The 25,923-nt window shown below is 60.1% G+C and carries 23 protein-coding genes; 13 read left to right on the plus strand and 10 right to left on the minus strand.

Going from position 1 to position 25,923, the window contains the following annotated elements; genetic code table 11:
- The first annotated feature begins 6 nt into the window (after nucleotides 1–6).
- Both HCZ30_RS12390 and HCZ30_RS12395 read left to right on the plus strand, forming a co-directional pair.
- Nucleotides 7–1,341 carry a S41 family peptidase gene (locus tag HCZ30_RS12390; RefSeq protein WP_167638612.1) on the plus strand — a complete coding sequence of 445 codons (1,335 nt, stop codon included), beginning with the start codon at nucleotides 7–9 and terminating at the stop codon, nucleotides 1,339–1,341.
- 48 nt (nucleotides 1,342–1,389) lie between these two features.
- Nucleotides 1,390–1,872 (plus strand): RNA pyrophosphohydrolase, encoded by a 483-nt coding sequence (locus tag HCZ30_RS12395; RefSeq protein WP_167638613.1) that lies wholly within the window; start codon nucleotides 1,390–1,392, stop codon nucleotides 1,870–1,872.
- On the opposite strand, the gene HCZ30_RS12400 is transcribed toward HCZ30_RS12395, so the two are convergent.
- The 3 genes from HCZ30_RS12400 to dapE form a co-directional block, all read right to left on the minus strand.
- Complete coding sequence (locus HCZ30_RS12400; protein WP_167638614.1) at nucleotides 1,869–3,053, minus strand: lytic murein transglycosylase; 1,185 nt, start codon at nucleotides 3,051–3,053, stop codon at nucleotides 1,869–1,871. The two genes, HCZ30_RS12395 and HCZ30_RS12400, sit on opposite strands and share 4 nt — an antisense overlap.
- An 80-nt stretch (nucleotides 3,054–3,133) precedes the next feature.
- Nucleotides 3,134–5,392, minus strand: a complete 2,259-nt coding sequence (rnr, locus tag HCZ30_RS12405; protein ID WP_167638615.1) for a ribonuclease R — start codon at nucleotides 5,390–5,392, stop codon at nucleotides 3,134–3,136.
- Between the two features lie 77 nt (nucleotides 5,393–5,469).
- On the minus strand, nucleotides 5,470–6,615 hold the full coding sequence (gene dapE / locus HCZ30_RS12410; RefSeq protein WP_167638616.1) for a succinyl-diaminopimelate desuccinylase: 1,146 nt from the start codon (nucleotides 6,613–6,615) through the stop codon (nucleotides 5,470–5,472).
- 286 nt (nucleotides 6,616–6,901) lie between these two features.
- Between dapE and HCZ30_RS12415 the strand changes: the two genes are divergently transcribed.
- On the plus strand, nucleotides 6,902–8,479 hold the full coding sequence (locus tag HCZ30_RS12415) for a Hint domain-containing protein (protein WP_167638617.1): 1,578 nt from the start codon (nucleotides 6,902–6,904) through the stop codon (nucleotides 8,477–8,479).
- Nucleotides 8,476–9,555: a Hint domain-containing protein gene (locus tag HCZ30_RS12420; protein ID WP_167638618.1), complete on the plus strand. Its 1,080-nt coding sequence runs from the start codon at nucleotides 8,476–8,478 to the stop codon at nucleotides 9,553–9,555. Before HCZ30_RS12415 ends, HCZ30_RS12420 begins: the two co-directional genes overlap by 4 nt.
- Here HCZ30_RS12420 and HCZ30_RS12425 read toward each other — a convergent pair whose 3' ends face one another.
- Together HCZ30_RS12425 and dapD are read right to left on the minus strand one after the other, a co-directional pair.
- Nucleotides 9,556–9,903: a hypothetical protein gene (locus HCZ30_RS12425; protein WP_167638619.1), complete on the minus strand. Its 348-nt coding sequence runs from the start codon at nucleotides 9,901–9,903 to the stop codon at nucleotides 9,556–9,558.
- Nucleotides 9,904–10,235: 332 nt separating this feature from the next.
- Nucleotides 10,236–11,063 (minus strand): 2,3,4,5-tetrahydropyridine-2,6-dicarboxylate N-succinyltransferase, encoded by an 828-nt coding sequence (gene dapD / locus HCZ30_RS12430; protein WP_167638620.1) that lies wholly within the window; start codon nucleotides 11,061–11,063, stop codon nucleotides 10,236–10,238.
- A gap of 88 nt (nucleotides 11,064–11,151) precedes the next feature.
- Between dapD and HCZ30_RS12435 the strand changes: the two genes are divergently transcribed.
- Nucleotides 11,152–12,003: a TIGR00730 family Rossman fold protein gene (locus HCZ30_RS12435; protein ID WP_167638621.1), complete on the plus strand. Its 852-nt coding sequence runs from the start codon at nucleotides 11,152–11,154 to the stop codon at nucleotides 12,001–12,003.
- Nucleotides 12,000–12,491: a gluconokinase gene (locus HCZ30_RS12440; protein WP_167638622.1), complete on the plus strand. Its 492-nt coding sequence runs from the start codon at nucleotides 12,000–12,002 to the stop codon at nucleotides 12,489–12,491. The genes HCZ30_RS12435 and HCZ30_RS12440 overlap by 4 nt, the downstream gene beginning before the upstream one ends.
- 30 nt (nucleotides 12,492–12,521) lie before the next feature.
- On the opposite strand, the gene HCZ30_RS12445 is transcribed toward HCZ30_RS12440, so the two are convergent.
- Genes HCZ30_RS12445 through HCZ30_RS12455 form a run of 3 tightly spaced genes read right to left on the minus strand, consistent with a single transcriptional unit; the run spans nucleotide 12,522 to nucleotide 15,739 of the window.
- Nucleotides 12,522–13,631: a Gfo/Idh/MocA family protein gene (locus tag HCZ30_RS12445; protein WP_246212796.1), complete on the minus strand. Its 1,110-nt coding sequence runs from the start codon at nucleotides 13,629–13,631 to the stop codon at nucleotides 12,522–12,524.
- Complete coding sequence (locus HCZ30_RS12450; protein ID WP_167638623.1) at nucleotides 13,628–14,683, minus strand: sugar phosphate isomerase/epimerase family protein; 1,056 nt, start codon at nucleotides 14,681–14,683, stop codon at nucleotides 13,628–13,630. The genes HCZ30_RS12445 and HCZ30_RS12450 overlap by 4 nt, the downstream gene beginning before the upstream one ends.
- 18 nt (nucleotides 14,684–14,701) lie before the next feature.
- Nucleotides 14,702–15,739 carry a LacI family transcriptional regulator gene (locus tag HCZ30_RS12455; RefSeq protein WP_167638624.1) on the minus strand — a complete coding sequence of 346 codons (1,038 nt, stop codon included), beginning with the start codon at nucleotides 15,737–15,739 and terminating at the stop codon, nucleotides 14,702–14,704.
- 219 nt (nucleotides 15,740–15,958) lie between these two features.
- On the opposite strand from HCZ30_RS12455, the gene HCZ30_RS12460 reads away from it, so the two are divergent.
- The 7 genes from HCZ30_RS12460 (at nucleotide 15,959) to HCZ30_RS12490 (ending at nucleotide 24,423) form a co-directional block, all read left to right on the plus strand.
- Nucleotides 15,959–17,182, plus strand: a complete 1,224-nt coding sequence (locus HCZ30_RS12460) for an extracellular solute-binding protein (RefSeq protein WP_167638625.1) — start codon at nucleotides 15,959–15,961, stop codon at nucleotides 17,180–17,182.
- Nucleotides 17,183–17,268: 86 nt separating this feature from the next.
- Complete coding sequence (locus HCZ30_RS12465) at nucleotides 17,269–18,162, plus strand: carbohydrate ABC transporter permease (protein ID WP_167638626.1); 894 nt, start codon at nucleotides 17,269–17,271, stop codon at nucleotides 18,160–18,162.
- Nucleotides 18,163–18,172: 10 nt separating this feature from the next.
- Nucleotides 18,173–19,078, plus strand: coding sequence for a carbohydrate ABC transporter permease (locus HCZ30_RS12470; RefSeq protein WP_167638627.1), 906 nt, complete (start codon nucleotides 18,173–18,175; stop codon nucleotides 19,076–19,078).
- Nucleotides 19,079–19,085: 7 nt separating this feature from the next.
- Nucleotides 19,086–20,165: an ABC transporter ATP-binding protein gene (locus HCZ30_RS12475; protein WP_167638628.1), complete on the plus strand. Its 1,080-nt coding sequence runs from the start codon at nucleotides 19,086–19,088 to the stop codon at nucleotides 20,163–20,165.
- Nucleotides 20,162–22,525, plus strand: a complete 2,364-nt coding sequence (locus tag HCZ30_RS12480; protein ID WP_348640388.1) for a beta-mannosidase — start codon at nucleotides 20,162–20,164, stop codon at nucleotides 22,523–22,525. Before HCZ30_RS12475 ends, HCZ30_RS12480 begins: the two co-directional genes overlap by 4 nt.
- Nucleotides 22,526–22,537: 12 nt before the next feature.
- Complete coding sequence (locus tag HCZ30_RS12485) at nucleotides 22,538–23,278, plus strand: sugar phosphate isomerase/epimerase family protein (RefSeq protein ID WP_167638629.1); 741 nt, start codon at nucleotides 22,538–22,540, stop codon at nucleotides 23,276–23,278.
- 11 nt (nucleotides 23,279–23,289) lie between these two features.
- Nucleotides 23,290–24,423, plus strand: coding sequence for a Gfo/Idh/MocA family protein (locus HCZ30_RS12490; RefSeq protein ID WP_167638630.1), 1,134 nt, complete (start codon nucleotides 23,290–23,292; stop codon nucleotides 24,421–24,423).
- Nucleotides 24,424–24,449: 26 nt separating this feature from the next.
- On the opposite strand, the gene HCZ30_RS12495 is transcribed toward HCZ30_RS12490, so the two are convergent.
- Both HCZ30_RS12495 and rlmN read right to left on the minus strand, forming a co-directional pair.
- Nucleotides 24,450–24,668 carry a DUF2945 domain-containing protein gene (locus HCZ30_RS12495; protein WP_167638631.1) on the minus strand — a complete coding sequence of 73 codons (219 nt, stop codon included), beginning with the start codon at nucleotides 24,666–24,668 and terminating at the stop codon, nucleotides 24,450–24,452.
- 51 nt (nucleotides 24,669–24,719) lie between these two features.
- Nucleotides 24,720–25,901, minus strand: a complete 1,182-nt coding sequence (rlmN, locus tag HCZ30_RS12500; protein WP_167638632.1) for a 23S rRNA (adenine(2503)-C(2))-methyltransferase RlmN — start codon at nucleotides 25,899–25,901, stop codon at nucleotides 24,720–24,722.
- Between the last annotated feature and the right edge of the window lie 22 nt (nucleotides 25,902–25,923).

A 25,923-nucleotide genomic window follows, 5' to 3' on the forward strand; every position in this document is an offset into this window, starting at 1 on the left:
AGGAATATGAAAAAATTCGCTTTCGCCGCAGTGACCGGCACCGTGCTCGGTGTTCTGGCAACGACACAGCTGGCGGGGCCGCTGATCGCACAGGAAAACGACAGCAACGCTACCATCTACGAGCAAATGGATATGTTCGGCGACATCTTCGACCGTATCCGCGCACAATACGTCGAAGAAGTCGACGAGAAGGAACTGATCGACGCGGCGATCAACGGTATGTTGACCTCGCTCGACCCGCACTCCAGCTATCTGTCGCCCGACGACGCTGCTGACATGCGCATCCAGACCACCGGTGAATTCGGCGGCCTCGGCATCGAAGTCACGCAGGAAGAAGGCTGGGTCAAAGTCGTTTCCCCGATGGACGGCACCCCTGCCGATGCAGCTGGCGTCATGTCCGGTGACTTCATCACCCACGTCGATGGCGAGAGCCTGCTTGGCCTGACGCTGGACGAGGCGGTCGAGTTGATGCGCGGTCCGGTCGGCTCCGAAACCATTCTGACGCTGGTGCGCGAAGACACTGCCGAGCCGTTCGATGTGTCGATCATCCGCGATACCATCAAGCTGACCGCCGTCCGCGCGCGTACCGAAGGCAAAGCCGTCGTCCTGCGTATCGCGACTTTCAGCGACCAGACTTTCTCCGACCTCGAAGCGGGTCTGCAAGAACAGGTCGAAGAGGCTGGCGGCATCGAGAACGTTAACGGTGTGATCCTAGACCTTCGCAACAACCCCGGCGGTCTGCTCAATCAGGCGATCTACGTTGCCGACGCGTTCCTTGACGCGGGCGAGATCGTTTCGACCCGTGGCCGTAGCGCCGAAGACGGTGATCGCTTCAACGCAACGCCGGGTGACTTGGCCGAAGGTCTGCCGATCGTCGTGCTGATCAACGGTGGCTCGGCCTCTGCGTCCGAGATCGTGTCGGGCGCCCTTCAGGATCACCGCCGCGCTATCGTCGTTGGCACCAAGTCCTTCGGTAAGGGCTCGGTTCAGACCCTGATGCCGCTGCGTGGTGACGGTGCGATCCGTCTGACGACCGCGCGCTATTACACGCCTTCGGGTCGCTCGATCCAGTCGCTCGGCATTCAGCCGGACATCATCGTCGAACAGCCGATGCCTGCCGATGTGAGCGAAGAGGACGAAGGCAACCAGCGCGCCCAGCGTTCCGAAGCCGATCTGCGCGGTGCTCTGGTCAACGACAGCCTGAGCGAAGACGAAATCCGTCAGATCGAGGAAGACGCTGCCGAAGCCGAAGCAACTGCGGCGCTTCGTGACGAGGATTACCAGCTGGCCTACGCCATCGACATTATCCGCGGCCTCAGCGCGCTGAACACCAAAGAGTAAAGAAACACCGGCGGCGTTCTGCGCCGCCGGTTCGCCAAGGACGACACTGTGACACCCGAAGACATCGCCAAACTTCCTTACCGCCCCTGCGTTGGCGTGATGCTCGCCAACAAAGAGGGCAAGGTGTTCGTCGGTCAGCGCAATGACCGCGATCATGATGCTTGGCAGATGCCCCAAGGCGGTATCGACGACGGCGAAGAGGCCAAAACCGCTGCCATTCGCGAGCTCTGGGAAGAAACCGGCGTGACCGATGATCTTGTCGTTCTCGAAGCCGAAACCGAAGATTGGGTCGCCTACGATCTGCCACATGACGTCGTTCCGCACATCTGGAAGGGCAAGTATCGCGGCCAGAAACAGAAGTGGTTCCTGTTCCGCTTCGAAGGCACCGACGACCAGATCGACATTCAGTCCGAACATCCCGAGTTCACCACTTGGAAGTGGATCGCTGTGGATGAGCTGGTGGATGCGATCGTGCCGTTCAAGCGCGCCGTTTACGAACAGGTCGTCGCGGAACTAGGCCCGAAGGTCTAACCCCTCAGGTACCTCAGCATCAGCAAGCTTGGCCGCCCGTCTGCGGGCAGGCCAACGTTGCGCTGCCAGTTGCGCAGCGCAGAACGTGTCTGGCTACCGGGCTTTCCATCGACGGGACCGGCATCATAACCCATTGCATTCAAACGTCTTTGCATGTCCGCCGCCTCTGCCGAGGTTAACGAGCGGTCACCGCGCGGCCAGCTCGCCACAAACGGACCGCCACCCGCGATCCGGTCCGCAAGGTGCCCGACGCCCATCACGTAGGCTTCGGAATTGTTATAGCGTTCAATGGTGCGGAAGTTGGCGAAGGTCATGAGAGCGACGCCGCTCGCACCCGCTGGCGTCAGAATGCCCGCGCTGCCGTAGTCCGGCACAGGCTGGCGGTTGGTGCCGACAACGCCCTGCTGCGCCCACTCGGACGGCATACGGCTGACGCTGCGGTCTGACTGGCTGAAATCGAACGTGCGCGGCAGCAGGACCTCTACTGCCCACGGAACACCGCGCCGCCAGTTAAAACGGGACAGATAGGAAGCCGTAGATGCCAGCGCATCGGTCGGGTCGTCAGACCAGACATTGCGGCGGCCATCGCCGTCGAAATCAACGGCATAGGCTTCGAACGACGTTGGGATGAACTGCGTGTGACCCATCGCGCCTGCCCAGCTTCCGGTGAATTGCGCGGGGGCGACGTTGCCTGCCTGAAGAATACGAAGCGCGGCCATCAATTGCGTTTCAAAGAACCGCCCGCGCCGTCCGTCGTAAGCCAGCGTTGCCAGCGCCTCGATCACGGGGACATCGCCGCGACGGGTGCCGTAGGCGCTCTCCATCCCCCAGATCGCAGCGACGATATTGGCGGGCACGCCGTAGGTCGCCTCGATGCGGCCAAGAGTATTGAGCTGTCGGCGATAGGCTTCGCGCCCGTTGGACACACGACTGTCAGACACAACGAGGTCGAGGTACTCCCAGATCTGGCGATTGAATTCAGCCTGATTACGGTCCCGCTCGACCACGTCCGAATTGTAGCGGACGTTGGCAAAGGCGACGTCTAGCCAGTCCTGCCGGATGCCACGCGACCGCGCGCGGGATTTGAACGCACTCACCCACGCATCGAACCCTGACTGGGCGTGAGCAAAGGTGGGAAAAACTGCTAGAGCTGCGAGGAGCGAGCGGCGGGAGAAGGGCATGATGGGCACCTAGTAAATTACTTTACACCGGAACTAGCCCGCACCCTCTGCCTGCCAAATCGGCCCGCGGAAAACCGCCGTTAACGGCGGGTCCGCTTCACCTTGCGCTCTTTGATCGCCGCTTTCTTCTTGGACGTTTTCAGCTTCTTCTTCATAGGCTTACCGCCGCGGCCACGTGCGCCGCCGCCATTGGCGATCCGTTTTTCGTCAAGCGTCACGATCTCTGCCGTGATGCCGCCGGTGACGGGCAGCGCCTCGATCAGTTTGACCGTGACGCGCTGGCCCATCGCAACGACCATGCCCGATCGGGTGCCGACCAGTTGTTGCGTGTCCTGATGATATTCGAAAAACTCCGTGCCAAGCGTGCGGATTGGAACCAGCGCGTCGGCGCCGCTTTCGTCCAGCTTCACAAAGACGCCGAATTTGGCGATCCCGTTGATGCGGCCGCCGATGATCTCGCCCACACGTTCGGACATGAACGCCGCGAGATAACGGTCGGTCGTGTCGCGCTCCGCCATCATGGAACGGCGCTCGGTGTTGGAAATCTGCTCTGCCGTGGCGTCGAGGTGTTCGACATCCCAATCCGACAGACCGTCGTTGCCCCACTTGTGCGCCTTGATCAGCGCGCGGTGGACAATGAGGTCCGAATAGCGGCGGATCGGCGAGGTGAAGTGCGCATAGTTGCGCAGCGCCAGACCGAAGTGCCCGAAGTTTTCTGGGCTGTAATACGCCTGCGTCATCGACCGCAGCGTGGCGATGTTGATCAGTTCGTCGTTCGGCGTGCCCTCGGCCTGCTGGAGCAGTTGGTTCAAGTGACGGGTTTGCAGCACCTGCCCCTTCGCCAGCACCAGACCGCTGGCCTGCGCGACTTCGCGCAGGTTCTCCAGCTTTTCCTGACCCGGTTCTTCGTGGACACGGAACAGCAGCGGGGTCTTGTGCTTCACCAGTTCTTCGGCAGCGGCGACGTTTGCCAGCACCATGAACTCTTCAATCAGCTTGTGCGCGTCATAGCGTTCCTTGAACTGGATCGAGGCGACCTGCCCTTCGTCGTTCAGAACGATCTGACGTTCGGGCAGATCGAGCTCCAGCGGCTGACGGGCTTCGCGGGCGCGTTTAAGCGCAGCGTAGGCACCCCAGAGCGGACGCAGAACGGTGTCGAGCAGCGGCTCAGTGCGTTCGTCAGGCTCGCCGTTGATGGCTTTCTGCGCGTCCTCATAGGCGAGCGACGCCTTCGACTGCATCAGGCCGCGGGTGAAACGATGGGACAGCTTACGGCCGTCCTTGTCGATCTTCATCTGCACAGCCATGCAGGCGCGCGGGACGTCTTCGTGCAGCGAACACAGGTCGCCCGACAGACGGTCGGGCAGCATCGGCACAACGCGGTCGGGGAAGTAGCTGGAGTTGCCGCGCTTGCGGGCTTCGCGGTCAAGCTCGGAACCCGGACGCACGTAGTGAGCCACATCAGCAATCGCGACCCAGAGCAGGAAGCCGCCCTTGTTATTCGGATCATCGTCAGGGATCGCCAGCACCGCGTCGTCGCGGTCACGCGCGTCTGGCGGGTCGATCGTGACCAGAGGCAGATCGCGCAGGTCTTCGCGGCCCTTCAGACCAGCGGGTTTGCACTTATCGGCCTCAGCGATCACCTCGTCGGGGAACTGATCGGGAATGCCGTGCTGGTGGATCGCGATAAGGCTCACGGCCTTCGGCGCGCTGGGATCGCCCAGACGCGACACGATGCGGGCCTTCGGCAAACCGAGGCGGCCTTTCGGACCCGACTGCTCAGCCTCGACCAGTTCGCCGTCCTTGGCGCCGTGTTCGGCGCTCGCGGGGACGATCCACTGTTTGTCGGAGCCCTTGTCGACCGGAATGATCCGACCGCCTTCGTGAGCCTTGCGGTAAATGCCAACGATGCGCAGCGGGTTGGTGCCGACCTTGCGGATCAGGCGCGCCGTGTAGTCGTATTCCTCGCCGCCGACCTCGGTCATCCGCGCAAGGATGCGGTCGCCTTGACCGAGCCCGTCTTCGTCATTCTGCATCATCAAAATGGTCGGCGCATCACCTTCGCCATGCCATTCGAGCGGTCGCGCCCAGAGGTCGCCATTGCTGTCAGGCGGCAGAACTTGCAGCAGCGACACAGGCGGCAGCTTCTCGCGGTCACGATAGGACGAACGGCGGCGGGTCAGCGTGCCGTCGTTCTCCATCTCGCGCAGGACGCGCTTGAGGTCGATACGCGCAGCACCTTTGATGCCAAAGGCTTTGGCGATGTCACGCTTCGCTGCGTGGGTGGGGTTGTCGGAAATCCACTGAAGGATTTCTTCTTTCGAAGGAATACGGGTCATTCGGCAGCACTATCATCGGTGCGCAGGGAACGCACCGTCCAAATCATACTGCAAACCTAGTCCGTTTTGGCCCGCAATCAGCCGAAATAGTCGGTGAGGATGCGTGTATAGATGGATTTGAGCTGTCCGATCTGCTCCACCGCGACTCGTTCGTCGACTTGGTGCATGGTTTTGCCGACCAGACCGAACTCCACCACGGGGCAGTGGTTCTTGACGAAACGCGCATCCGAGGTGCCGCCCGACGTGGAGAGCACGGGCTTGCGGCCGGTCTCTGCCTCAACTGATTTCGCAATCAGATCAGACAGTTCACCCGGCGGGGTGATGAAGCTTTCGCCAGACACCTTCACCTTCATCTGGACTTGGAGGCCGAATTCGGCGGCCACCTTATCGGCCTCGGCTTGCAGCCATTCAGTGAGGCTCTGCCCGCTGTGGAGGTCGTTGTAGCGGATGTTCACAGTCGCACGGCTCTGCGCAGGAATGACGTTCGTCGCAGCGTTTCCGGTGTCGATGGTGACAACGGCCAGCGTCGAGGCGTCGAAATGTTCGGTGCCCTGATCCAATTCGTGCGAAGACAAACGATCCATCAGGCGCGCCATGGCGGGCATCGGGTTGTTCGCGCGGTGCGGATAGGCGGCGTGGCCCTGAACACCGATCACGGTGAACCAAGCGGTCAGCGAACCACGGCGACCAATTTTCATCATCTCGCCCATCTCGTTGGGACACGTCGGCTCACCCACGAGACAAACGCTCATCGCCTCGCCTTCGGCAGCCATCCAATCGAGCAGCGCGGTCGTGCCGTCTTCAGCGTCGCCTTCTTCATCGCCCGTAATCGCAAGTGCGATCGAACCATCGGGCGGGGTCTGGCGCACGAAATCAATCGCAGCGGCAGCAAAAGCGGCCACGCCGGATTTCATGTCGGTGGTGCCGCGACCATACATAAAGCCGTTTTTGACCTCGGCCCCGAACGGATCGACGGTCCAGGCGTCCAGATCACCGACCGGCACGACATCCGTGTGACCGTTGAAACCGAACGTCCGGTTCGCGCCCTTGCGACCCCAGCGGGCATAGAGGTTCGAGGTGCCATTGCGGTCGACCCGCGTGCATTCAAAACCTGCTGCCGACAGTTCCGCTTCGAGCAGAACCAGCGCGCCGCCTTCTTCGGGGGTTACGGACGGGCAACGGACAAGGCGGGCAGTCAGATCGACGGGATCAATGGCGGTCATGCGGGTCTCCTTTTCCGATGCGTAGCCCCACGCGCCGCGTGATGCAATCGGACCAGAAAGTGCATGTGTCGAGTCTGTCACAGACTCCTGTGCGATTTTGCAACTCTGTCCAATAAGACTAGGTCAGAATGACCATTCGTATATTCTTCATATTCATAAAAATGACCCGAGGCAGGGCGAGCCAGATTCGTGACGTGTGTTTGTTGTCACAACTCTGCGGTGTGTGCGTTAGCCGCCAATAAAAATAATTGGACGTACTGACCTTGGCTGAGGCTGAGGCGATCGAATGGTTAAAGCACGTGAGTTGGGGTATGACTCCAACGCAAGCGCTGTGGATATGGCGCAGACGATTTTCGGTGACGGCACCACTGTCCTTGACGCATCCTTCACCGGCGACGCGGGATCTTCCGCAATCTACAGCAACGGCTATCTGTCGGACGGCGTGGTTCCATCAGAAACCGGCCTGATCCTGTCGACGGGCGATGCGGAAGATTTCACCAACCGCCGCGGCCAAGCCAACCAGAACACGAACACGTCGACCGACCATTGGTGGAACAACGACAACGATGCGGGCTTCAACGAGCTTGCAGGGACCAACACCTATGACGCGTCCTACCTCGATGTGACATTCATTCCGGACGGCGATGTGATGACGATGACCTTCGTGTTCTCGTCCGAAGAATACCCCGAATACACCGGTTCGATTTACAACGACGTCGTCGGCGTCTGGGTGAATGGAGAAAACATCCCCGTGTCTGTCGGCGACGGCAGCACCGCGATTTCTAACATCAACCAGTCGACCAACCTCAACCTCTTCGTTTCCAACACCGAAAGCCAGTACAACACCGAGATGGACGGCTTTACCGTCAAGATGACGCTCGTCATGCCGGTGAACAGCGGCGAGGTGAACACCATCCGCATCGGTATCGCCGACGTTGGTGACGCCCAGTATGACTCCAACCTGATCATCGCTGCGGACTCCGTGCAGACATCGCTCGTGGCGGGTCACGACCAGCTTGATATCGCGCCGGATCAGACAAAGACCTTCGACCTGCTAGCGAACGACTACAACGGCACGAACGGCGTGCTGCGCATCACGCACATCAACAATCAAGAGGTTGTTGCGGGCTCGGTCATCAATCTGCAAACCGGACAGGTCATCACCGTCAACGGCGACGGCACGATCACCGTGCAGGCGGACGGCGACGAAGAGACCATCAACCTCACTTACGAGGTCGGTGCATTCGACGGTGATACGCTCATCAAGAGCGACGTCGGCATGGCGACCATCGACACCGTGCCGTGCTTTACCAAAGGCACACGCATCCAGACCACGCGCGGCCTGATCGCGATCGAGGAACTGGAAGTCGGCGATCAGGTCATCACCTTCGACAACGGCCCGCAGCCGATCCGCTGGATCGGGTCCCGCACGGTCGCTGCGACCGGCAACCTTGCCCCGATCCGGATCAAGGCAAACACCTTCGGCGGACACGGCGAGATCACCGTTTCCCCGCAGCACCGCGTCTATCTGACCGACGGTTTCGCGGCGCTCCTGTTCGGCCATGACGAAGTACTGATCAAGGCCAAAGATCTGGTGAATGACGACACGGTCCGCCGCCTCGAAGGCGGCGATGTCACCTACTTCCACCTGCTGTTTGACACCCATGAGATCGTTCTGGCCGAGGGGCTGCCGACCGAAAGCTTCCACCCCGGCTTCACGGTTCTCGCGTCTTTCGAAGAAGAAGTAAGAGAGGAACTCCTGACGCTCTTTCCAGAGCTGGCAGACAATTCCTCCTACGGCCCGACGGCGCGTATGTCCCTGAAACAACACGAAGTGACAGTACTTCTGGCAGGTGCGGCATGAGCTGGATCGGCGTCAGGGACCAACACGGACAGTGCTACTTCAAGCCCGAAGGGCTGGAGCAGAAGGCGAAGTCGAACCCGCTCAACACCCTGTCGCTGCTTCCGCGCGGCACCTTGGTCATGGAGTTCGAATACAGCCGCGAAACGAATGCACGCCGCCAGAACCTGCTGCGCTACATCTCGCGTGATCCGTGGCATTCGGTGTTCCGGCTGGTACTGGAGGCAGACGGCCTGATCACGCTCGTTTGCCAGCAGGGCGATAAGAAGATCGAATTCCAACTGCCCACCGCGATGGAACAGGCCAAGGGCACGATCACGCTCTGGTACACGTGGGACGCCCCTGCGCGCCGCGGTCTGCTGGCCGCGATGGGTCCTGACGGAGAGATGTTCTACACCGAACTCACCGGCCCGTTCCCGCTGTCGGTCCTCGATGCGAAACGCATCTGCACGGACGGTCAGGTCGTGCGCAACGTGAAGGGCTTCACCTTCCTCGCCATCTCGGACGAGGTCGAACCTGTCGGTCCTTGGGCGACCATCGGCGCGAATGCCATGCTGCGCACAATCAACGGACAGCGCTTGATCAGCGACCTGAAACCCGGTGATCTGCTGCTGACCGAAGACGAAACGATCGTTCAGATCCGCTCTGTCGCGAAGCAGGTTCTGCCGGCTATGGGTCGATTCAAGCCGATGATGATCCGCAGCCCGTACTACGGCGCAAAGTCGGACCTAATGCTCGCGCAGAACCATCTGGTCGAACTGAACGGCCCGAAAATCGAGTACCTCTTCAACGAAGAGCGCGTGCACACCCAGATCGGTTCGCTTGATGACGGGCGCGAAGCAGTGCGCCTTCGCGGAGCGATGACGGCGACTTATTATCACCTGCTTCTGGACGAGGACGTGACGCTCTCGCTGTCGGGCGTTCCCGCAACTGCATCCCGCGCCGAGCTTCTGGCGCAGGATCGCGGACTGCATCGTCACAGCATCCTGCGCGACACGCCCGAATTGCTGGTACCGTCGTTCAAATCCAAGCCGGTCAAGACGCTCGCCCCTTACGAGGCAATGTCGATCGGCTTCTGATCAGGCTTCGCCTGCCGTTTTCATATCACCGAAGAACGGCGTCATCTGAGCGACGATGACGCTGTTTTCTTCCAGCGCACGGTTCATCAACTCGATTTCGTCAGCTTCGATGTCGTGGCCCATTTCCTGACGCTCTTCGAGCGTGCCGTAGCCGGTCACGTCGAGGGGATTGAGGTCGGCCTGCTTGAGGATCGCGACGGTTTCGCGGACGGCTTCTGCCTCATCCACACCGCTGGCATAGCACATCAGCGCGGCTCCGGTGCTGCCCTCGGGCAGACCGTCGTCCTGCTTACGGCCCACTTCGACAAGAAGCGTATATACTTTCTGCTTGTTGGGCTTGTTGGCCATATCGGTATCCTCGTTTGACGGTGCACTGTTTCGCGCAAAGCCAGCGCCGTTGCAATTCCCGAATCCGAAATTGCAGAAACGGGCGAACCTATACTTTTGCGCCAAATGCTAGACTTTCGCCTCTATGGATTCTGCGGTCGCATTATCCCACGCTACAGTTGATGTGGCCGGTCCGCGCTGGATGTCCCATTCCACACCATGCGGAGCGTCGCTTCAGTCTTTCATCTCCCCGGACCGTCGTCTGTCCTAGGGAAACTCTTCCCCCGCCCTTTGTGGCGGGGTTTCTTTTTTCCTGAAACGAAAAGGGCGCCCGAAGGCGCCCCGCAGTCCGCTTAGTCGCGGAGCAGCTCGTTGATGCCCGTCTTGGAACGGGTCTTTTCGTCGACGCGCTTCACGATGACGGCGCAGTACAGGTTGACGTTGTTCTTCGACGGCATCGAGCCTGCAACAACGACCGAATACGGCGGCACTTCACCGTACATGACTTCGCCGGTTTCGCGGTCGACGATCTTGGTCGACTTGCCGATGAAGACGCCCATGCCGAGCACCGAACCTTCGCGAACGATACAGCCTTCGACGACTTCCGAACGTGCACCGATGAAGCAGTTGTCTTCGATGATGGTCGGACCGGCCTGCATCGGCTCTAGAACGCCGCCGATACCGACGCCGCCCGAGAGGTGGACGTTCTTACCGATCTGCGCGCAGGAACCAACGGTGGCCCAAGTGTCGACCATGGTGCCTTCGTCAACGTAAGCGCCGAGGTTGACGAACGACGGCATCAGGACAACGCCCTTGGCGATGTAGGCCGACTTGCGGACAACGGCGTTCGGCACAGCGCGGAAACCTGCGGCGCGGAACTGGTTGTCGCCCCAGCCTTTGAACTTGCTGTCAACCTTGTCCCACCAGTTATGACCCTGCGGGCCACCTTCGTGAAGCTCCATGTCCTTGATGCGGAAGCCGAGCAGTACAGCTTTCTTCGCCCACTGGTTCACATGCCAGTCGCCGTTTTCCAGCTTTTCGGCAACACGCAGGCTGCCGCTGTCGAGCGCGTTCAGCGTATCTTCGATAGCTTCACGGGTTTCGCCGGTGGTAGCGGGGGTGATGGTATCGCGGGCTTCCCACGCGGCTTCGATAGCTGCTTCGAGCTGGGCGTTAGACATGTGGCCTCTCGGTGTTAAGTATGAGGGTGAACCTTCCGAGGGGCTATAGACCGAATACCCCCCGCAGAGCAACAAAATGGACGACCCTATGACCAAGAGCCACCGCCGCCACCCCCTCCGTTTCAGCGGCGAGGACAAACAAACCGCGAAAACAGTCCCTGATACGGCCCAAACGCGGTCGCCGACCTACAAGCTCGCATTTGCCGATACCGATTTTCTTTTGCGCGAAGACATGCGTCCGCTCCGTTTCCAGCTCGAACTTCTGAAACCCGAGCTTGCGATGGACGAAGCAGGCGTGAATTCGACCGTCGTTCTGTTCGGCGGCGCACGCATCCCGTCGCCGGAGAAGCGCGAAACAGCGCGGACAAAGACGCTCGCCGACCTGACGAAATACTACGCCGAAGCCCAGAAGTTCGCAGAGATCATCACGAAGCGTTCGATGGCCGACGGCGGCTCCGAGAACGTCATCGCAACGGGCGGCGGTCCCGGCGTGATGGAAGCAGGCAACAGAGGCGCTGCCGATGCGGGCGGTCGCTCGATTGGTCTGAACATCGTTCTGCCGCACGAGCAGGCTCCGAACCCCTACGTGACGCCAGAGCTGTGCTTCAACTTCCACTACTTCGCGATCCGCAAGATGCACTTCCTGATGCGCGCCAACGCGATCTGCGTCTTCCCTGGCGGTTTTGGCACGCTGGACGAGATGTTCGAAGCCCTGACCCTCATCCAGACCGGCCGCATGTCGAAAGTGCCGTTCCTGCTGTTCGGCAAGGAGTTCTGGGAAGGCATCATCAACTGGGATGTGCTCGCCGACGCAGGCACCATCGCGGACGAAGACCTCAAGCTGTTCCAGTATGTCGAGACCGCGGAAGAGGCGATCCACGCACTTGATAACTGGGAACACCCCGACGAACGCCGTCAGAACATTCCGGGCCGCGAATGAAACCTGCGTATGTAGTAATGGGTGTGTCCGGTTCGGGCAAATCGACGGTGGGCCGCGAACTTGCGGCTCACTTGGGCGCTGTTTTTATCGACGCGGACGATCTACACCCCGAGGAAAACGTTGCCCATATGGCTGCTGGTCACCCGCTGAACGACGAAATGCGCTGGCCGTGGCTGGATAAATGCGGACAGGAAATGGCTTCGCACCGCGAGGAAGGCCCCGTCGTGCTGGCGTGTTCGGCCCTCAAGCGGGTCTATCGTGACCGCCTGCGCAAATGGGTACCTGATCTGGTGATCGTGTATCCGGCGGCGGACGCTGTCGTGATTGCCGAACGCATGTCGCACCGCGCGAACCACTTCATGCCGGTATCGCTGCTGCAAAGCCAGTTCGCAACGCTGGAAGAGCCGAGCAGCGATGAGGACGTCATCCGCGTCAATGCCGAGGGCACAGTTGAACAGACGGTCAAGGCCGTCATCAACGCCATATGAAAAGGGCGGCCCGTTGGCCGCCCTCTTTGTTTACCGTGTGATCCACGTATTTCCGGCATCCTGCGATTTAATGCAGGAGGCGATGAACCACATCCCGTCCATACCGGCGTCGATACCGGGGAGGAGGCTACCGTCGCCTTCGCCGCGGATCAGATCGGCCGCGTCGGAGTAGAGGTTGGCAAAGCCCTCAAGGTAGCCCTCGGGGTGGCCGGGCGGGATGCGGGTCCAGTCACCGCCACCCGAACCGAGGCCAGCGCCACCACGGGTCAGCAACTGCTTCGGCTCGCCAAAGCGGGCAAAAGTCATGACGTTCGGATTTTCCTGGTTCCACTCGATGCCGCCCTTTTCGCCGTAGATGCGGAGCGACAGGTTGTTTTCCTGACCGATAGCAACCTGCGAAGCCCAGAGCATACCCTTCGCGCCGCCTTCGAGGCGAAGCAGGATGTGCGCGTTGTCGTCCACGCGGCGACCGTCAACCATGCTGTGCAGTTCGGCCAGCAGAGCCTCGGTTTTCAGACCCGAAACAAAGGACAGAAGGTTGAAAGCGTGGCTGCCGATGTCACCGATCGCGCCGCCACCAGCCTTGGCCGGATCGGTGCGCCATTCAGCTTGCTTGTTGTCCGGATCTGGCGCCTCTGCCAGCCAGTCCTGCGAGTAGGACGCCTGAATGACGCGGATTTTGCCCAGATCGCCGCGCGCCACCATTTCGCGCGCCTGTCGGATCAGCGGGTAGCCGGTGTAGTTGTGGGTCAGGATAAACCGCGCCTTGGACGACTTCACCGCCGCAGCCATTTCCTCTGCCTGTTCGGGCGTCGCGGCAAGCGGCTTGTCACAGATCACGTTGATCCCTGCGTTCAGAAACGCAATCGCGGGACCGGCGTGCATGTGGTTCGGGGTCACGATGGCAACAGCCTCGATACCGTCCTCGCGGGCGGCTTCCTCGCGGGCCATTTCTTCGTAGCTCGAATAGCTGCGCGCGATGCCCAGCTCCTTGGCCGAAGCGGCCGCGCGTTCGGGGTTGGACGACAGCGCGCCCGCGACAAGGTCGAACTTGCCGTCGATGCGCGATGCAATGCGGTGGACGCCGCCGATAAACGCGCCCTGTCCGCCGCCGACCATACCCAGTCGTACTTTATTCATAGTCCAAGCATCCTTTTAATCTGTGCGTCATCCCGTTCGGCACCTGCGAAATCGTCAAAGGCTTTGCCCGTGACTTCGATCAGGTGCTTTTCAATAAACGGAGCGCCTTCGGCAGCGCCCTGTTCGGGAGATTTAATGCAACATTCCCACTCAAGTACGGCCCACGAGTCGTAGCCGTATTGGGTCATCTTACTGAAGATGCCCGAGAAATCGACCTGCCCGTCACCGAGTGAGCGGAAACGCCCCGCGCGGTTGGTCCAGCTCTGATAGCCCGAATAGACGCCCTGACGGCCGCTCGGATTGAACTCCGCATCCTTCACGTGGAAGGCGTTGATACGGTCGTGGTAAATGTCGATGAACTCGAGGTAATCGAGCTGCTGAAGCAAGAAGTGCGAGGGATCGTAGTTGATCATCGCAGCTTCGTGGCCACCACAAGCGTCGACGAACATCTCGAAAGTCGCGCCGTCGAACACGTCCTCGCCGGGGTGGATTTCGTAGCCGATATCGACGCCGTTGTCTTTGTAGTGGTCAAGGATCGGGGTCCAACGACGGCCAAGTTCGGCAAACGCTTCCTCGATCAGACCTGCGGGGCGCTGCGGCCACGGATAGAGGTACGGAAACGCCAGCGAGCCGGTGAAAGATACCGAATGCTCCAGACCAAGGCGGCGAGACGCGACTGCGGTTTTCTTGACCTGATCGATCGCCCACTCGGTGCGAGCCTTCGGGTTCTTGTGGACCGACGCCGGAGCGAACGCATCGAACGCTTCGTCGTAGGCGGGGTTCACGGCAACCAGCTGGCCCTGAAGGTGGGTCGAAAGTTCGGTAATCTCGACACCTGCGTCGGCACAAATGCCTTTGACTTCGTCACAATAGGTGTCGCTCTCGGCAGCTTTGTCGAGGTCGAACAGGTGGCCGACAAACGTCGGGATCTGCACGCCTTTGTAGCCGAGGCCCGCAGCCCATTTCGTAATATTTTCAAGGGAGTCAAACGGAGCTTCCGACCCCGCGAACTGTGCCAGAAAAATACCTGGCCCCTCAATCTGTGTTGGCATGAACGCCTCCTCCACTCGTCATTTGTTAAGTTTCGCCGGATCGGGGACTTCCAGCGCCTGAAGCGGCGGAAGATCCGGCTCGTTGATTGCTTGCATGACCGCTCTGGCCAAAAACTCGCCAGCCTGGCTGACGTTTTCGGGCATCACGATAATCTCTTTTCGAAACAGTTTGAGGAACGGGACAGCCTCCTTGCCGAAGATGTCGATGTCCGCCCCGACGGCACGCCCCATCTGTTCGGCAGCCGCTACCGAGCCCATCGCCGCAGTGGGCGAGCTACAGATAATGCCATCGACCTCGGGTTCGTGCTCAAGGATGTTCTGGACGATGGCGCGCACGCCTTCGCCGCTTTCGTCACTGTTCGTTCGTCTGACCGTGCGCAGGTACACGCCAGCGGCCTCGGCAGCAGCGCTCGCACCTTCGATCGTATTCTTGGCGTAATACTGGCTCTGCGGCGGCGCGATGAGGATAAGGTGTTTGCGGCCGCGCCTGACCAGCTCCTCAACCCCGATCCGGCCGAATTCTACGTTGTCGAAGTCGAAATACGCGTGCTTCTCGCTTCCCGTCCGTCCGTGGGTCGCAAAGGGGAATTTCTTTTCCATCAGATAGGCAACGCGCGGATCGTTCGGTTCGGTCTGGTTCATGATGATCGCATCGGCAGAGCCAGTCTCGACAATATACCGGACGGGTTTGAGCTTATCCTCGTCCTGAAACATATGCGTAATGATGAGATGGTACTGCGTTCCGCGCAACGTTTCGGCGATCGCGTTTATCAACCTTGCCGTGTGGTTCATCATGTCCGACTCGGGGGCGAGGATCAGGCTGATCACGTTCGTTTTACCGGTCCGAAGACGCACCCCCGCACGGTTCGGGACGTAGCCTATTTCATCAGCGATTCGCCTGACGAGTTTCTTGGTTGCGGCACCGATATCGGGCGCGCCGGAGAGGGCACGGGACACTGTGGGCACCGCGAGGCCGCTCAGCCTTGCGATGGTTTTGAGCGTCGGCTTTTCGCCCTTTTCGAGAACGTAGCCCGACGCTGTTTTTTCGTTTGTCATGAACGTGTTCCCTCAGTTCTCCGTTCCAGCAGACAGCCTACCTGCCATTCTCCCTACGCACCACACTCCCTTAACCGATATCGATAACGCCGCAGCGCCGCAGCGCCGCGCACGAATATTGCGACCGCAGCAAATAACTTTCTAGAATATTTCTTGCTCCATCCATCTAAAACGTTATAGGACTTTCTGCAACGATTTAGAACCAGGGAGGAGAGAATCGTGAAACTGACCACCAAACTGCTGGCCGCGACCGCAATTGTCAGCGCGACCGGCGCATCGGCCACTGATCTTGAAGTCACCCATTGGTGGACTTCGGGCGGCGAAGCTGCCGCTGTGGCTGAACTCGCGAAAGCATTCGACGCATCGGGCGATCACTGGGTCGACGGCGCAATTGCAGGTTCCGGCGGCACCGCACGTCCGATCATGATCAGCCGAATCACCGGCGGTGATCCGATGGGTGCGACTCAGTTCAACCACGGCCAACAGGCACTCGAACTCGTCGAAGCCGGCCTGATGCTCGACCTCACTGACGTTGCCGAAGAAAACAACTGGGAGGAGGTCATCTTCCCGAAGTCGCTGCTCGACGCATGTACCGTTGACGGCCGCGTTTACTGTGCTCCGGTGAACATCCACTCGCCCGAATGGCTCTGGATTTCGAACAAAGTTTACGAAGACCTCGGTCTGCCGGTTCCGCAGAACTGGAACGAGTTCGTCGAAAGCGCACCGGCGGTTCGCGAAGCAGGCAAAGTGCCGCTCGCGCTGGGTAACCAGCCGTGGCAGGCAAACACCGCATTCGGCGCCATTCAGGTTGCCGTTGCCGGTCTTGAGAACTGGCAAGCCGTCAACATGGATCAGGACCTCGACGTTGCTGCCGGTGACGCCTACGCCGCTGTCTTCGAAGCCGCTGCCGCTGCTCGCGAGCTCGCTGTCGGCTCGAACGTTCAGGACTGGAACCAGGCTACCAACCTCGTGATCACCGATCAGGCCGCTGGCCAGATCATGGGTGACTGGGCGCAGGGTGAATTCGCTGTCGCAGGCGAAGTTGCCGGTGAAGACTACACCTGTCTGCCGGGTCTGGGCCTCAACGCCTACCTGTCGACCGGTGGTGACGCCTTCTACTTCCCGAAGCTGGATGATCCGGAACAGGAAGCCGCGCAGAAGCGCCTCGCAGCTCTGCTCGTTTCGCCGGAAGTCCAGGTTGCCTTCAACCTGAAGAAAGGCTCGCTGCCGATCCGTGGCGACGTAGACCTCTCGGAAGCCAACGACTGTATGCAGAAGGGCCTTGAGCTGCTCGCTTCGGGCAACGTGATGCCGTCGGGCGACATGCTGTGGACTCCGGACACTCAGAAGCAGGTCGAAGACCTCATGGTCGAGTTCTGGATGAGCGACATGCCGGCTGCCGAAGCGCACGAGCGTTGGGTCGAAATCCTGAGCATGGACTAATCGTCCGGCTCTAAGTGCGGGCCGCCCTGACTCCCAAGGGGCGGCCCGATTTGTCTTTAGCGTTCCGAAACGGCGAGGGGATCGGGATGGCATCAAAACCGTTGAGCGCACGGCTTACGCGCAATTTAAACGCCAAGATCGCGGCACTACCGATGATTATCACCACACTTGTGGTCTTTCTCGGGGGGACGATCTGGTCCGTAGTTTACTCATTCACAGGCTCGAAACTTCTGCCCAAGCTCAAGTGGGTCGGCCTCAAGCAATATGACCGTTTGTGGAGCAACAGCCGCTGGGAAATCTCGATCGAGAACCTTTTCTGGTACGGCATTTTCGCTCTGGTCCTGACGATCGCAATCGGCTTCCTGCTGGCCGTCCTTCTGGATCAGAAGATCCGCTTCGAGGACACGTTCCGCACCATTCTTCTTTATCCGTTTGCACTTAGCTTCATCGTGACCGGCCTTGTGTGGCAGTGGCTGCTGAACCCCGAGATGGGTATCCAGCACATCGTCCGCAGCATGGGCTGGGAGAGTTTCACCTTCGATCCGTTATACAATCCGGACTTGGTGCTCATAGGTCTGCTGATGGCGGGGCTCTGGCAGGGCACGGGCTTTGTCATGTGCATCATGCTCGCCGGTCTGCGCGGTATCGACGAAGATATCTGGAAAGCAGCGCGTGTGGACGGCATCCCTGCGTGGAAGACCTACCTCCGCGTCGTCATTCCGATGATGCGTCCGGTGTTCATCACCACGCTGGTGATCGTCGCTGCCGGCATCATCAAACTCTACGACCTCGTCGTCGCTATGACGTCCGGCGGTCCCGGCAACGCCAGCCAGGTGCCCGCGATGTACGTTTACGACTACCTTTTCCAAGCACAGAACCTCGGCCAGGGCCTTGCCGCATCGACCATGATGCTGCTCAGCGTTCTGATCGTTCTGATCCCTTGGGCTTACCTCGAATTCGGAGGCAAAAAGCATGCTTGAGGCCTCGAAAATGGTCGATCGCACTGTCGACGCAATGTCCGGTCCGCGTGGCAAAAAGCCGAAAAAGGCGCTCTCCGGCCGCAATATCATGATCTACGGCATTCTGCTGATGGTCAGCCTTTACTACATCCTGCCGCTCTGGGTGATGGTCATGACCTCGCTCAAAGGGATGCCGGAAATCCGCATGGGCAACATCTTTGCCCCGCCGGTCGAGATCACCTTCGAGCCGTGGGTCAAAGCATGGTCGAGCGCCTGTACCGGCCTCAACTGTGACGGCCTGAGCCGCGGCTTCTGGAATTCGGTGCAGATCCTCATTCCGTCGGTCTTCCTGTCCATCGCAATCGCGTCGGTCAACGGCTACGCGCTGGTGAACTGGAAGTTCAAAGGGTCGGAGCTGTTCTTCACCATCCTGATCTTCGGCAGCTTCATTCCCTACCAGATCATGCTCTACCCGATCGTGATCATGTTGCGGGAACTGGGTCTATACGGCAAGCTCGGCGGTCTGGTGCTCGTGCACTCGGTCTTCGGTATGCCGATCCTGACGCTGCTCTTCCGCAACTATTTCACTTCCGTCCCCGAAGAACTGTTCAAGGCCGCACGCGTGGATGGCGCAGGCTTCTGGGGTATCTACTTCCGGATCATGCTGCCGATGTCGCTGCCCATCTTCGTGGTTGCCGTCATCTTGCAGGTCACGGGTATCTGGAACGACTTCCTCTTCGGTGTCGTCTTCACCAAACCCTCGATCTATCCGATGACCGTCCAGCTCAATAACATCGTGAACTCGGTGCAGGGCGTGAAGGAATACAACGTCAATATGGCCGCGACCATGCTGACGGGCCTCGTTCCTCTGGTCATCTACTTCATCTCCGGAAAACTCTTTGTCCGCGGTATTGCCGCCGGCGCCGTGAAAGGCTGACGACGCTATGACTTACTCTGTCCAGATCAAAGACCTCGACCTCCATTTCGGTGCGGTCAAAGTACTTCAGGGTCTGAACCTCAACATCAGTGAAGGCGAGTTCATCGTGCTTCTGGGCTCGTCCGGCTGCGGCAAGTCCACGCTTCTGAACTGCGTGGCGGGCCTGCTGGAGCCGACTGACGGCCAGATCTTCATCAAAGGCAACAACGTCACGTGGGAAGAGCCCAGCAAGCGCGGCATCGGCATGGTGTTCCAGAGCTACGCTCTCTATCCGCAGATGACCGTGCGCGGGAACATGTCCTTCGGCCTCAAGAACGCCAAGGTGCCGAAGGCCGAGATCGAAACCCGCGTGAACCGCGCGGCGGAGATCCTGCAAATCACCCACCTGCTCGACCGCAAGCCCAGCGCACTGTCGGGTGGTCAGCGCCAGCGTGTCGCCATCGGCCGCGCTTTGGTCCGCGACGTCGATGTGTTTCTCTTTGACGAACCGCTGTCGAACCTTGATGCCAAGCTGCGCGCCGACCTCCGCGTCGAACTCAAGCGCCTGCATAACCAGCTCAAGAACACGATGATCTACGTGACCCACGATCAGGTCGAAGCGATGACGCTTGCCGACCGGATCGCGATCATGAAGGGCGGCGTGATCATGCAGCTCGGCTCTCCGGACGAAATCTATAATCGTCCGCAGAACCGCTATGTGGCCGACTTTATCGGTAGCCCGTCTATGAACTTCCTTGACGGCGAATATCGCAATGGCACCTTTGTCAAAGGTGACCTGTCGATCCCGGTGCAAGGCTACGCCTTCGCGACACAGCCCGTTGAGGGCGGCGCGATCACTGTTGGTATCCGTCCCGAGCATATTGTTACCGGCCCTCTCGTCGCCTCTGCGCCCTACCGCACTACGACCACCGTCGATCTGGTCGAGCCCATGGGCTCCGACACGCTCGTCTGGGCCAAAATCGCCGGCGAGCCGTTCCGCATTCGTATGGACGGACAGGCCACCGTGGCAGTCGGCGACACATTGGAAATCGGCATCGACCCGTCGCGGGCTTCGGTATTCGACGCAAAATCCGAGGAAAGATTGTGATTCAACTATCGGGTCTTTGGACCCTTACCGATGCATCGGGCGAGTTTACTTGCCCGATCACCCTTCCCGGCGATGGTGTTTCGGCCCTCTATGACGCCGGCCTGGTCCCTGACCCGTATTGGGGTCGCAACGAATATGACCTGCGTTGGATCGCAGACCGTGACTGGACCGCAAAACGCACGATCGACCTGACCGATACCGACGTAGATCTGGTGATCGGCGATCTCGATACCGTGGCAACGATCCGCTGGAACGGTCAGGAGGTGCATTCCTCCAAAAATATGTTCCGCGACTACCGCGTGTCGCTGGCCGATGTGGCCCGTGCAGGCGAAAACGAGGTCGAGATCGTCTTCCATTCAAGCACCAAAGCCGGTGCCGAAGAGCAGGCCCGCCAGCCGTTCTTTGTGCCGTGGCATGAACAGAACTCGCCCATCGCGAACGGCAACATGCTGCGCAAGGTGCAGTGCGATTTCGGGTGGGACTGGAACATCGCGCTAGCGCCTTTCGGCCAGTACGGCACGCTCGCCGTGCAATCCCGCAAGGCCGCGAGGATCGAAGACCTCTACATCACGCAGACCCACGAGAACGGCACCGTATCAGTGTCTATCTCGGCCAAAACGGTCAATCACGAGGGCCCGTTTACTGTCACTCTCGATGGTCAAACGGTCGAGGCGGATGGCACCGCGACGATCACCATCGACCAGCCGAAGCTGTGGTGGCCTGCGGGCTTGGGAAAACAGCCGCTATATGATCTGACCGTGCAGGCAGGTGACGCGACCGAGACCCGCCGCATCGGTCTTCGCAAAATGGAGCTCATCACCGACAAGGACGACACGGGCTCCATGTTCAAGTTCCGCGTCAATGATGTCGACGTCTTTGCGAAAGGTGCCAACTGGATTCCCGCCGACGCTCTGGCTGGCCGCATCACCGACGCCGCGACCCGCGATCTGCTGCAATCCGCGCTCGACGCAAACATGAACATGATCCGCGTTTGGGGTGGTGGCCGCTACGAGCCGACTTCGTTCTACGACACCTGTGACGAGATGGGCCTGATGGTCTGGCAGGACTTCATGTTCGCCTGCAACCTCTATCCCTCGACCGAGGATTACCTGTCCGAAGTGAAGGCCGAAGTCCGCGACAACGTCTCGCGGATGCACCACCACGCCTGTATCGCCGTCTGGTGCGGCGACAACGAACTGGTGGGTGCCTTCGACTGGTTCGAGGTCAGCCGCAAGAACCGCGACACCTATCTCGTCAGCTATGACCGCCTGAACCGCACTATCGAACAGGAACTCAAAGCGACCGATCCGAATGCGATCTGGTGGCCGTCTTCGCCCTGTGCCGGCCCGATGAACTACGGTGATGCGTGGCACGACGACAGCAAAGGCGACATGCACTTCTGGTCGGTCTGGCACGAAGGCCGCGACTTCGACCACTACCGCGACGTTTCTCCGCGCTTCTGTTCGGAGTTCGGCTTCCAGTCCTATCCGTCGATGAACATTATCAAGACCTTCGCCGATCCGAAGGACTGGAACATCGCGGCCCCCGTCTTTGAAAGCCACCAGAAGAACAAGGGCGGCAATGCGCGCATCGCCGAAACCATGTTCCGCTATTTCCGCTGGCCCGAGAAGTTCGAGGACTTTGTCTGGCTCTCGCAAATCCAGCAGGCCATGGCGATCAAGACCGCCGTTACCCATTGGCGCGGCCTGAAACCGCACTGCATGGGTACGCTGATCTGGCAACTCAATGACACGTGGCCGGTCTGTTCGTGGTCATCGCTCGACTACGGCGGCGGCTGGAAGATGCTGCACTACATGATCCAGCGTTTCTACGCGCCGGTGACTGTGATCTGCGCACCGACCGACAGCGGCTACCAGCTCAAGGGCGTCAACGATCACCTCGATCCGGTCGAGTTGACCGTCAGTGCCCGCACGCTCGACATGCAGGGCGAAAGCCGCGCACTCGGCAAGACCAAGATGACCATCGGCGCTCAGTCCGAAGTCATGCTCGATATCTCCGCCGATCAGGTCAAGGAAGGCGAGATCATCGTCTTTATCTGGCACGCCGAAGACGGCGAGGCGGGGGGCGATCACTTCGCGCCTTGGCCCTACAAAACCTACGACCTGCCCGACAGCGGGCTGGAGATGAAGCAGGACGGAAACAAGCTCACGATCACGGCCAAGCAGCTCTCGCTCTTCGCCAGCGTCGAAGCCGACGTGCCTGGGCGTTTCTCGAACAACGCCTTCGCCGTTTTCCCCGGCCTGCCTGTCACCGTCACCTTCACACCGCAGGACGAGAACGCGACGCCCACGTTCTCTCTGCGTGACCTCTACAGCGCCACAGTAGCCCGTAACGGCTGAAAGGATTCCACAATGCCCGGCATTTCCTACCAGATGTACTGCTCCCGCGACCACGGGATCGAAGAAACCCTCAAAATGCTGGCCGAGGCCGGTTATGACGCCGTCGAAGGCTACGGCCCGATGTACGAAGACCTCGACGCGACCAAGGCCATGCTGGACGCCAACGGCCTGTCCATGCCCACCGGCCATTTTGCCATCGAAGTCGCCGAGGACACCGCCAAGACACTCGAAATTTGCGAAAAGCTCGGCATCAAGACCGTCATCGTGCCGTTCATCATGCCCGACGACCGCCCGACCGACAGCGCAGGCTGGGCCGCGTTCGGCGAACGCCTCGCCGCTGCTGGCAAGCCCATCGTCGATGCTGGTCTGAAGTTCGGCTGGCATAACCACGACTTCGAATTCGACGCACAGTCCGACGGCAAACTGCCGCTCGATCTGATCATGGACGGCGGCGATGTCGTCGGCCTCGAACTTGACCTCGGTTGGACGATCCGCGCGGGCAAGGACCCTGTCGAGTGGATCAACAAATACGCCGACCGCCTCGTCGCCGTTCACATCAAGGACCGCGCTCCCGAAGGCGAAAACACCCAATACGACGGCTGGGCCGACGTGGGTGACGGCACCGTCGATTGGGCACCGATCCATGCTGCCCTGCAATCTGCTGGCGTTGACCGCTACGTCATCGAAAACGACCACCCCGCCGACCACGCAGTCTTTGCCAAGCGGTCGCTGGACGCAGTCAAGAAATTCTAAGGACAATCACCATGGAAAATATGGGTGTTGGCATCATTGGATGCGGCAATATCTCGACCACCTACCTCCAGTATGCCCCGCTGTTTAAGGGCATCGAGGTCCGTGCAGTCGCCGATATCAACATGGATACCGCCAAAGCGCAGGCCGAGAAATTCGGCGTGCGCGCCGAGACGGTCGAGGACCTGCTGGCTGCCGACGACATCGGCGTTGTGGTCAATCTGACCATTCCGGCGGTCCACTACGAGATCACCAAGCGCATCCTCGAAGCAGGCAAGCACGCCTATTCGGAAAAACCGCTGGTCCTCACGCTCGAAGAAGGCGAGTCGCTGCGTGCGCTCGCTAAGTCGAAGAACCTGCGCGTCGGCTCTGCGCCTGACACGTTCCTTGGCGGCTCGCACCAAGCAGCCCGCGCGGCCATCGACAGCGGCGAAACCGGCCGCATCATCGGCGGTACGTGTCACTTCATGGGTCACGGTATGGAAGGCTGGCACCCGAATCCGGACTTCTTCTTCCAGCCTGGCGCGGGTCCGGTGCTCGACATGGGTCCGTACTACATCACCAACCTCGTCCAGCTGCTTGGTCCGGTAAAGGCCGTGAGCGCGATGACCGCGATCACCTTCCCGACCCGAACCATCGGCAATGGTGCCCGCAATGGCGAGGTTATCCCCGTCAGCACCCCGACCAACATCAACGCTCTGATGGAGTTCGAGAACGGCGCGATCGTCACGCTGGGCATGTCGTGGGATGTGTGGGCGCACCGTCACCCGAACATGGATCTCTATGGCGAGAAGGCTTCGCTCTACGTGCCGGATCCGAACTTCTTCAGCGGTGATGTGAAGCTGGTTGGCGAAAGCGGCGAGGAAAAGACTCTCGACCACGGCGACCATCCGTACTCCAAGCCGAACCAGGAAGACCATCTGGGCAACCCGATTGCGAACTACCGCTGTGCGGGCCTTGCCGACATGGTCGCGGCCATTGGCGAAGACCGTCAGCACCGCTGTAACCTCGACCTCGCGGTTCACGTCGTCGAAGTGATGACCTCGATTCTCAAGTCGGGCGAACAGCAGCAGCGCGTTGAGATGACGACCACCTGTGAACGACCCGATGCCCTGCCACCCGAAGCGGCCAAGGCACTGATGGTCTAAAAGAAAAGGGCGGTCACTGACCGCCCTTACGCTTTCTTGACTTCGCTATGCGATTTGAGCACCGCGTCGCCGTCATTCTGTTTGATGTAGTACGCGGGTTCGTCCTTCGACGCTTTGCGCGTGATCTCCGAACCGTCGATCTTGCGCGTCACCTTCTTGGTATAGACCTTGTCGATCTTGCCCGTTCCGGTGCCGTTGCCCCACTCCCACTTGACTTTATCGCCTTCGTTGTAGCCTGCTGACATGATGTCCTCCTTGGTTGGGAAGACAACAGGCCAGAGCCGAAAGCGTTCCGATCAGAGACCGGCCTCGGCAGCGATCTGCGCACGCGACTTGCGCTCACGCTCGGTCGCGGACTTCAACTGACCACAGGCGGCCATGATGTCCTCGCCGCGCGGAGTGCGGATCGGCGAGGCGTAACCGGCTTCCATCAGGATGGTCGCAAACGCACGGATACGGTTGTTCGACGACCGCTTGTAAGGTGCTCCCGGCCATTCGTTGAACGGGATCAGGTTCACCTTGGCGGGGATACCTTCGAGCAGCTTCACCAGACGGTGCGCGTCTTCGAATGTGTCGTTCACACCTTCCAGCATCACATATTCAAACGTGATACGTTCCGAGTTCGTCGCCTTGGGATATTCGCGCAGCGCGGCCAGCAGCTGTTCGATATTCCACTTCTTGTTCACCGGAACGAGCTTGTCGCGCACCTCGTCGGTGGTGGCGTGGAACGAGACAGCCAGCAGACAGCCGATTTCCTCGGCGGTGCGGGCGATTTCCGGCACAACGCCCGAAGTCGACAGCGTGATACGGCGGCGACCCAGCGCGATGCCTTCGCCGTCCATGCAGACCTTCATCGCGTCGCGCACGTTCTCGAAGTTATAGAGCGGCTCGCCCATGCCCATCAGAACGATGTTCGACAGCAGACGCGGGCCGTCTTCGCCAGTGCCGGTGCCCGGTTCCGGCCATTCACCCAGATCGTCACGGGCCAGCATGACCTGACCGACGATCTCTGCGGCAGTGAGGTTGCGCACCAGCTTCTGCGTGCCAGTGTGGCAGAACGAACAGGTCAGCGTACAGCCCACCTGCGACGACACGCAGAGCGTACCGCGGCCTTCTTCGGGGATATACACGATTTCGACCTCATGGCCGCCTGCGATGCGGACAAGGTATTTGCGGGTGCCGTCTTCGGACACGAGCTTGGTCACAAGCTCCGGTCGCTCGATCACGAAGTTATCGGAGAGCAGCTTGCGGTAATCCTTGGACAGGTTGGTCATCACGTCGAAATCGGTGACGCCCCAGTGGTAAATCCACTGCCACACCTGATTGAGGCGCATCTTCGCCTGCTTTTCGGCGGTGCCGGCTTCGATCAGCGCCTCGCGCATCTGGTCGCGGGTCATGCCCACAAGGTTCTTGGCCCCTTCCGGCGCTTTGCGCGGAATGGTCAGGACGTCTTGGGTAATCGGTGCGGTCGCAGTCATGGCAGCCTCCGGAATCGAATGA

It is taken from the genome of Marivivens donghaensis (assembly GCF_011806565.1).
In the GTDB taxonomy this organism is placed as follows: Bacteria; Pseudomonadota; Alphaproteobacteria; order Rhodobacterales; family Rhodobacteraceae; genus Marivivens; species Marivivens donghaensis_A.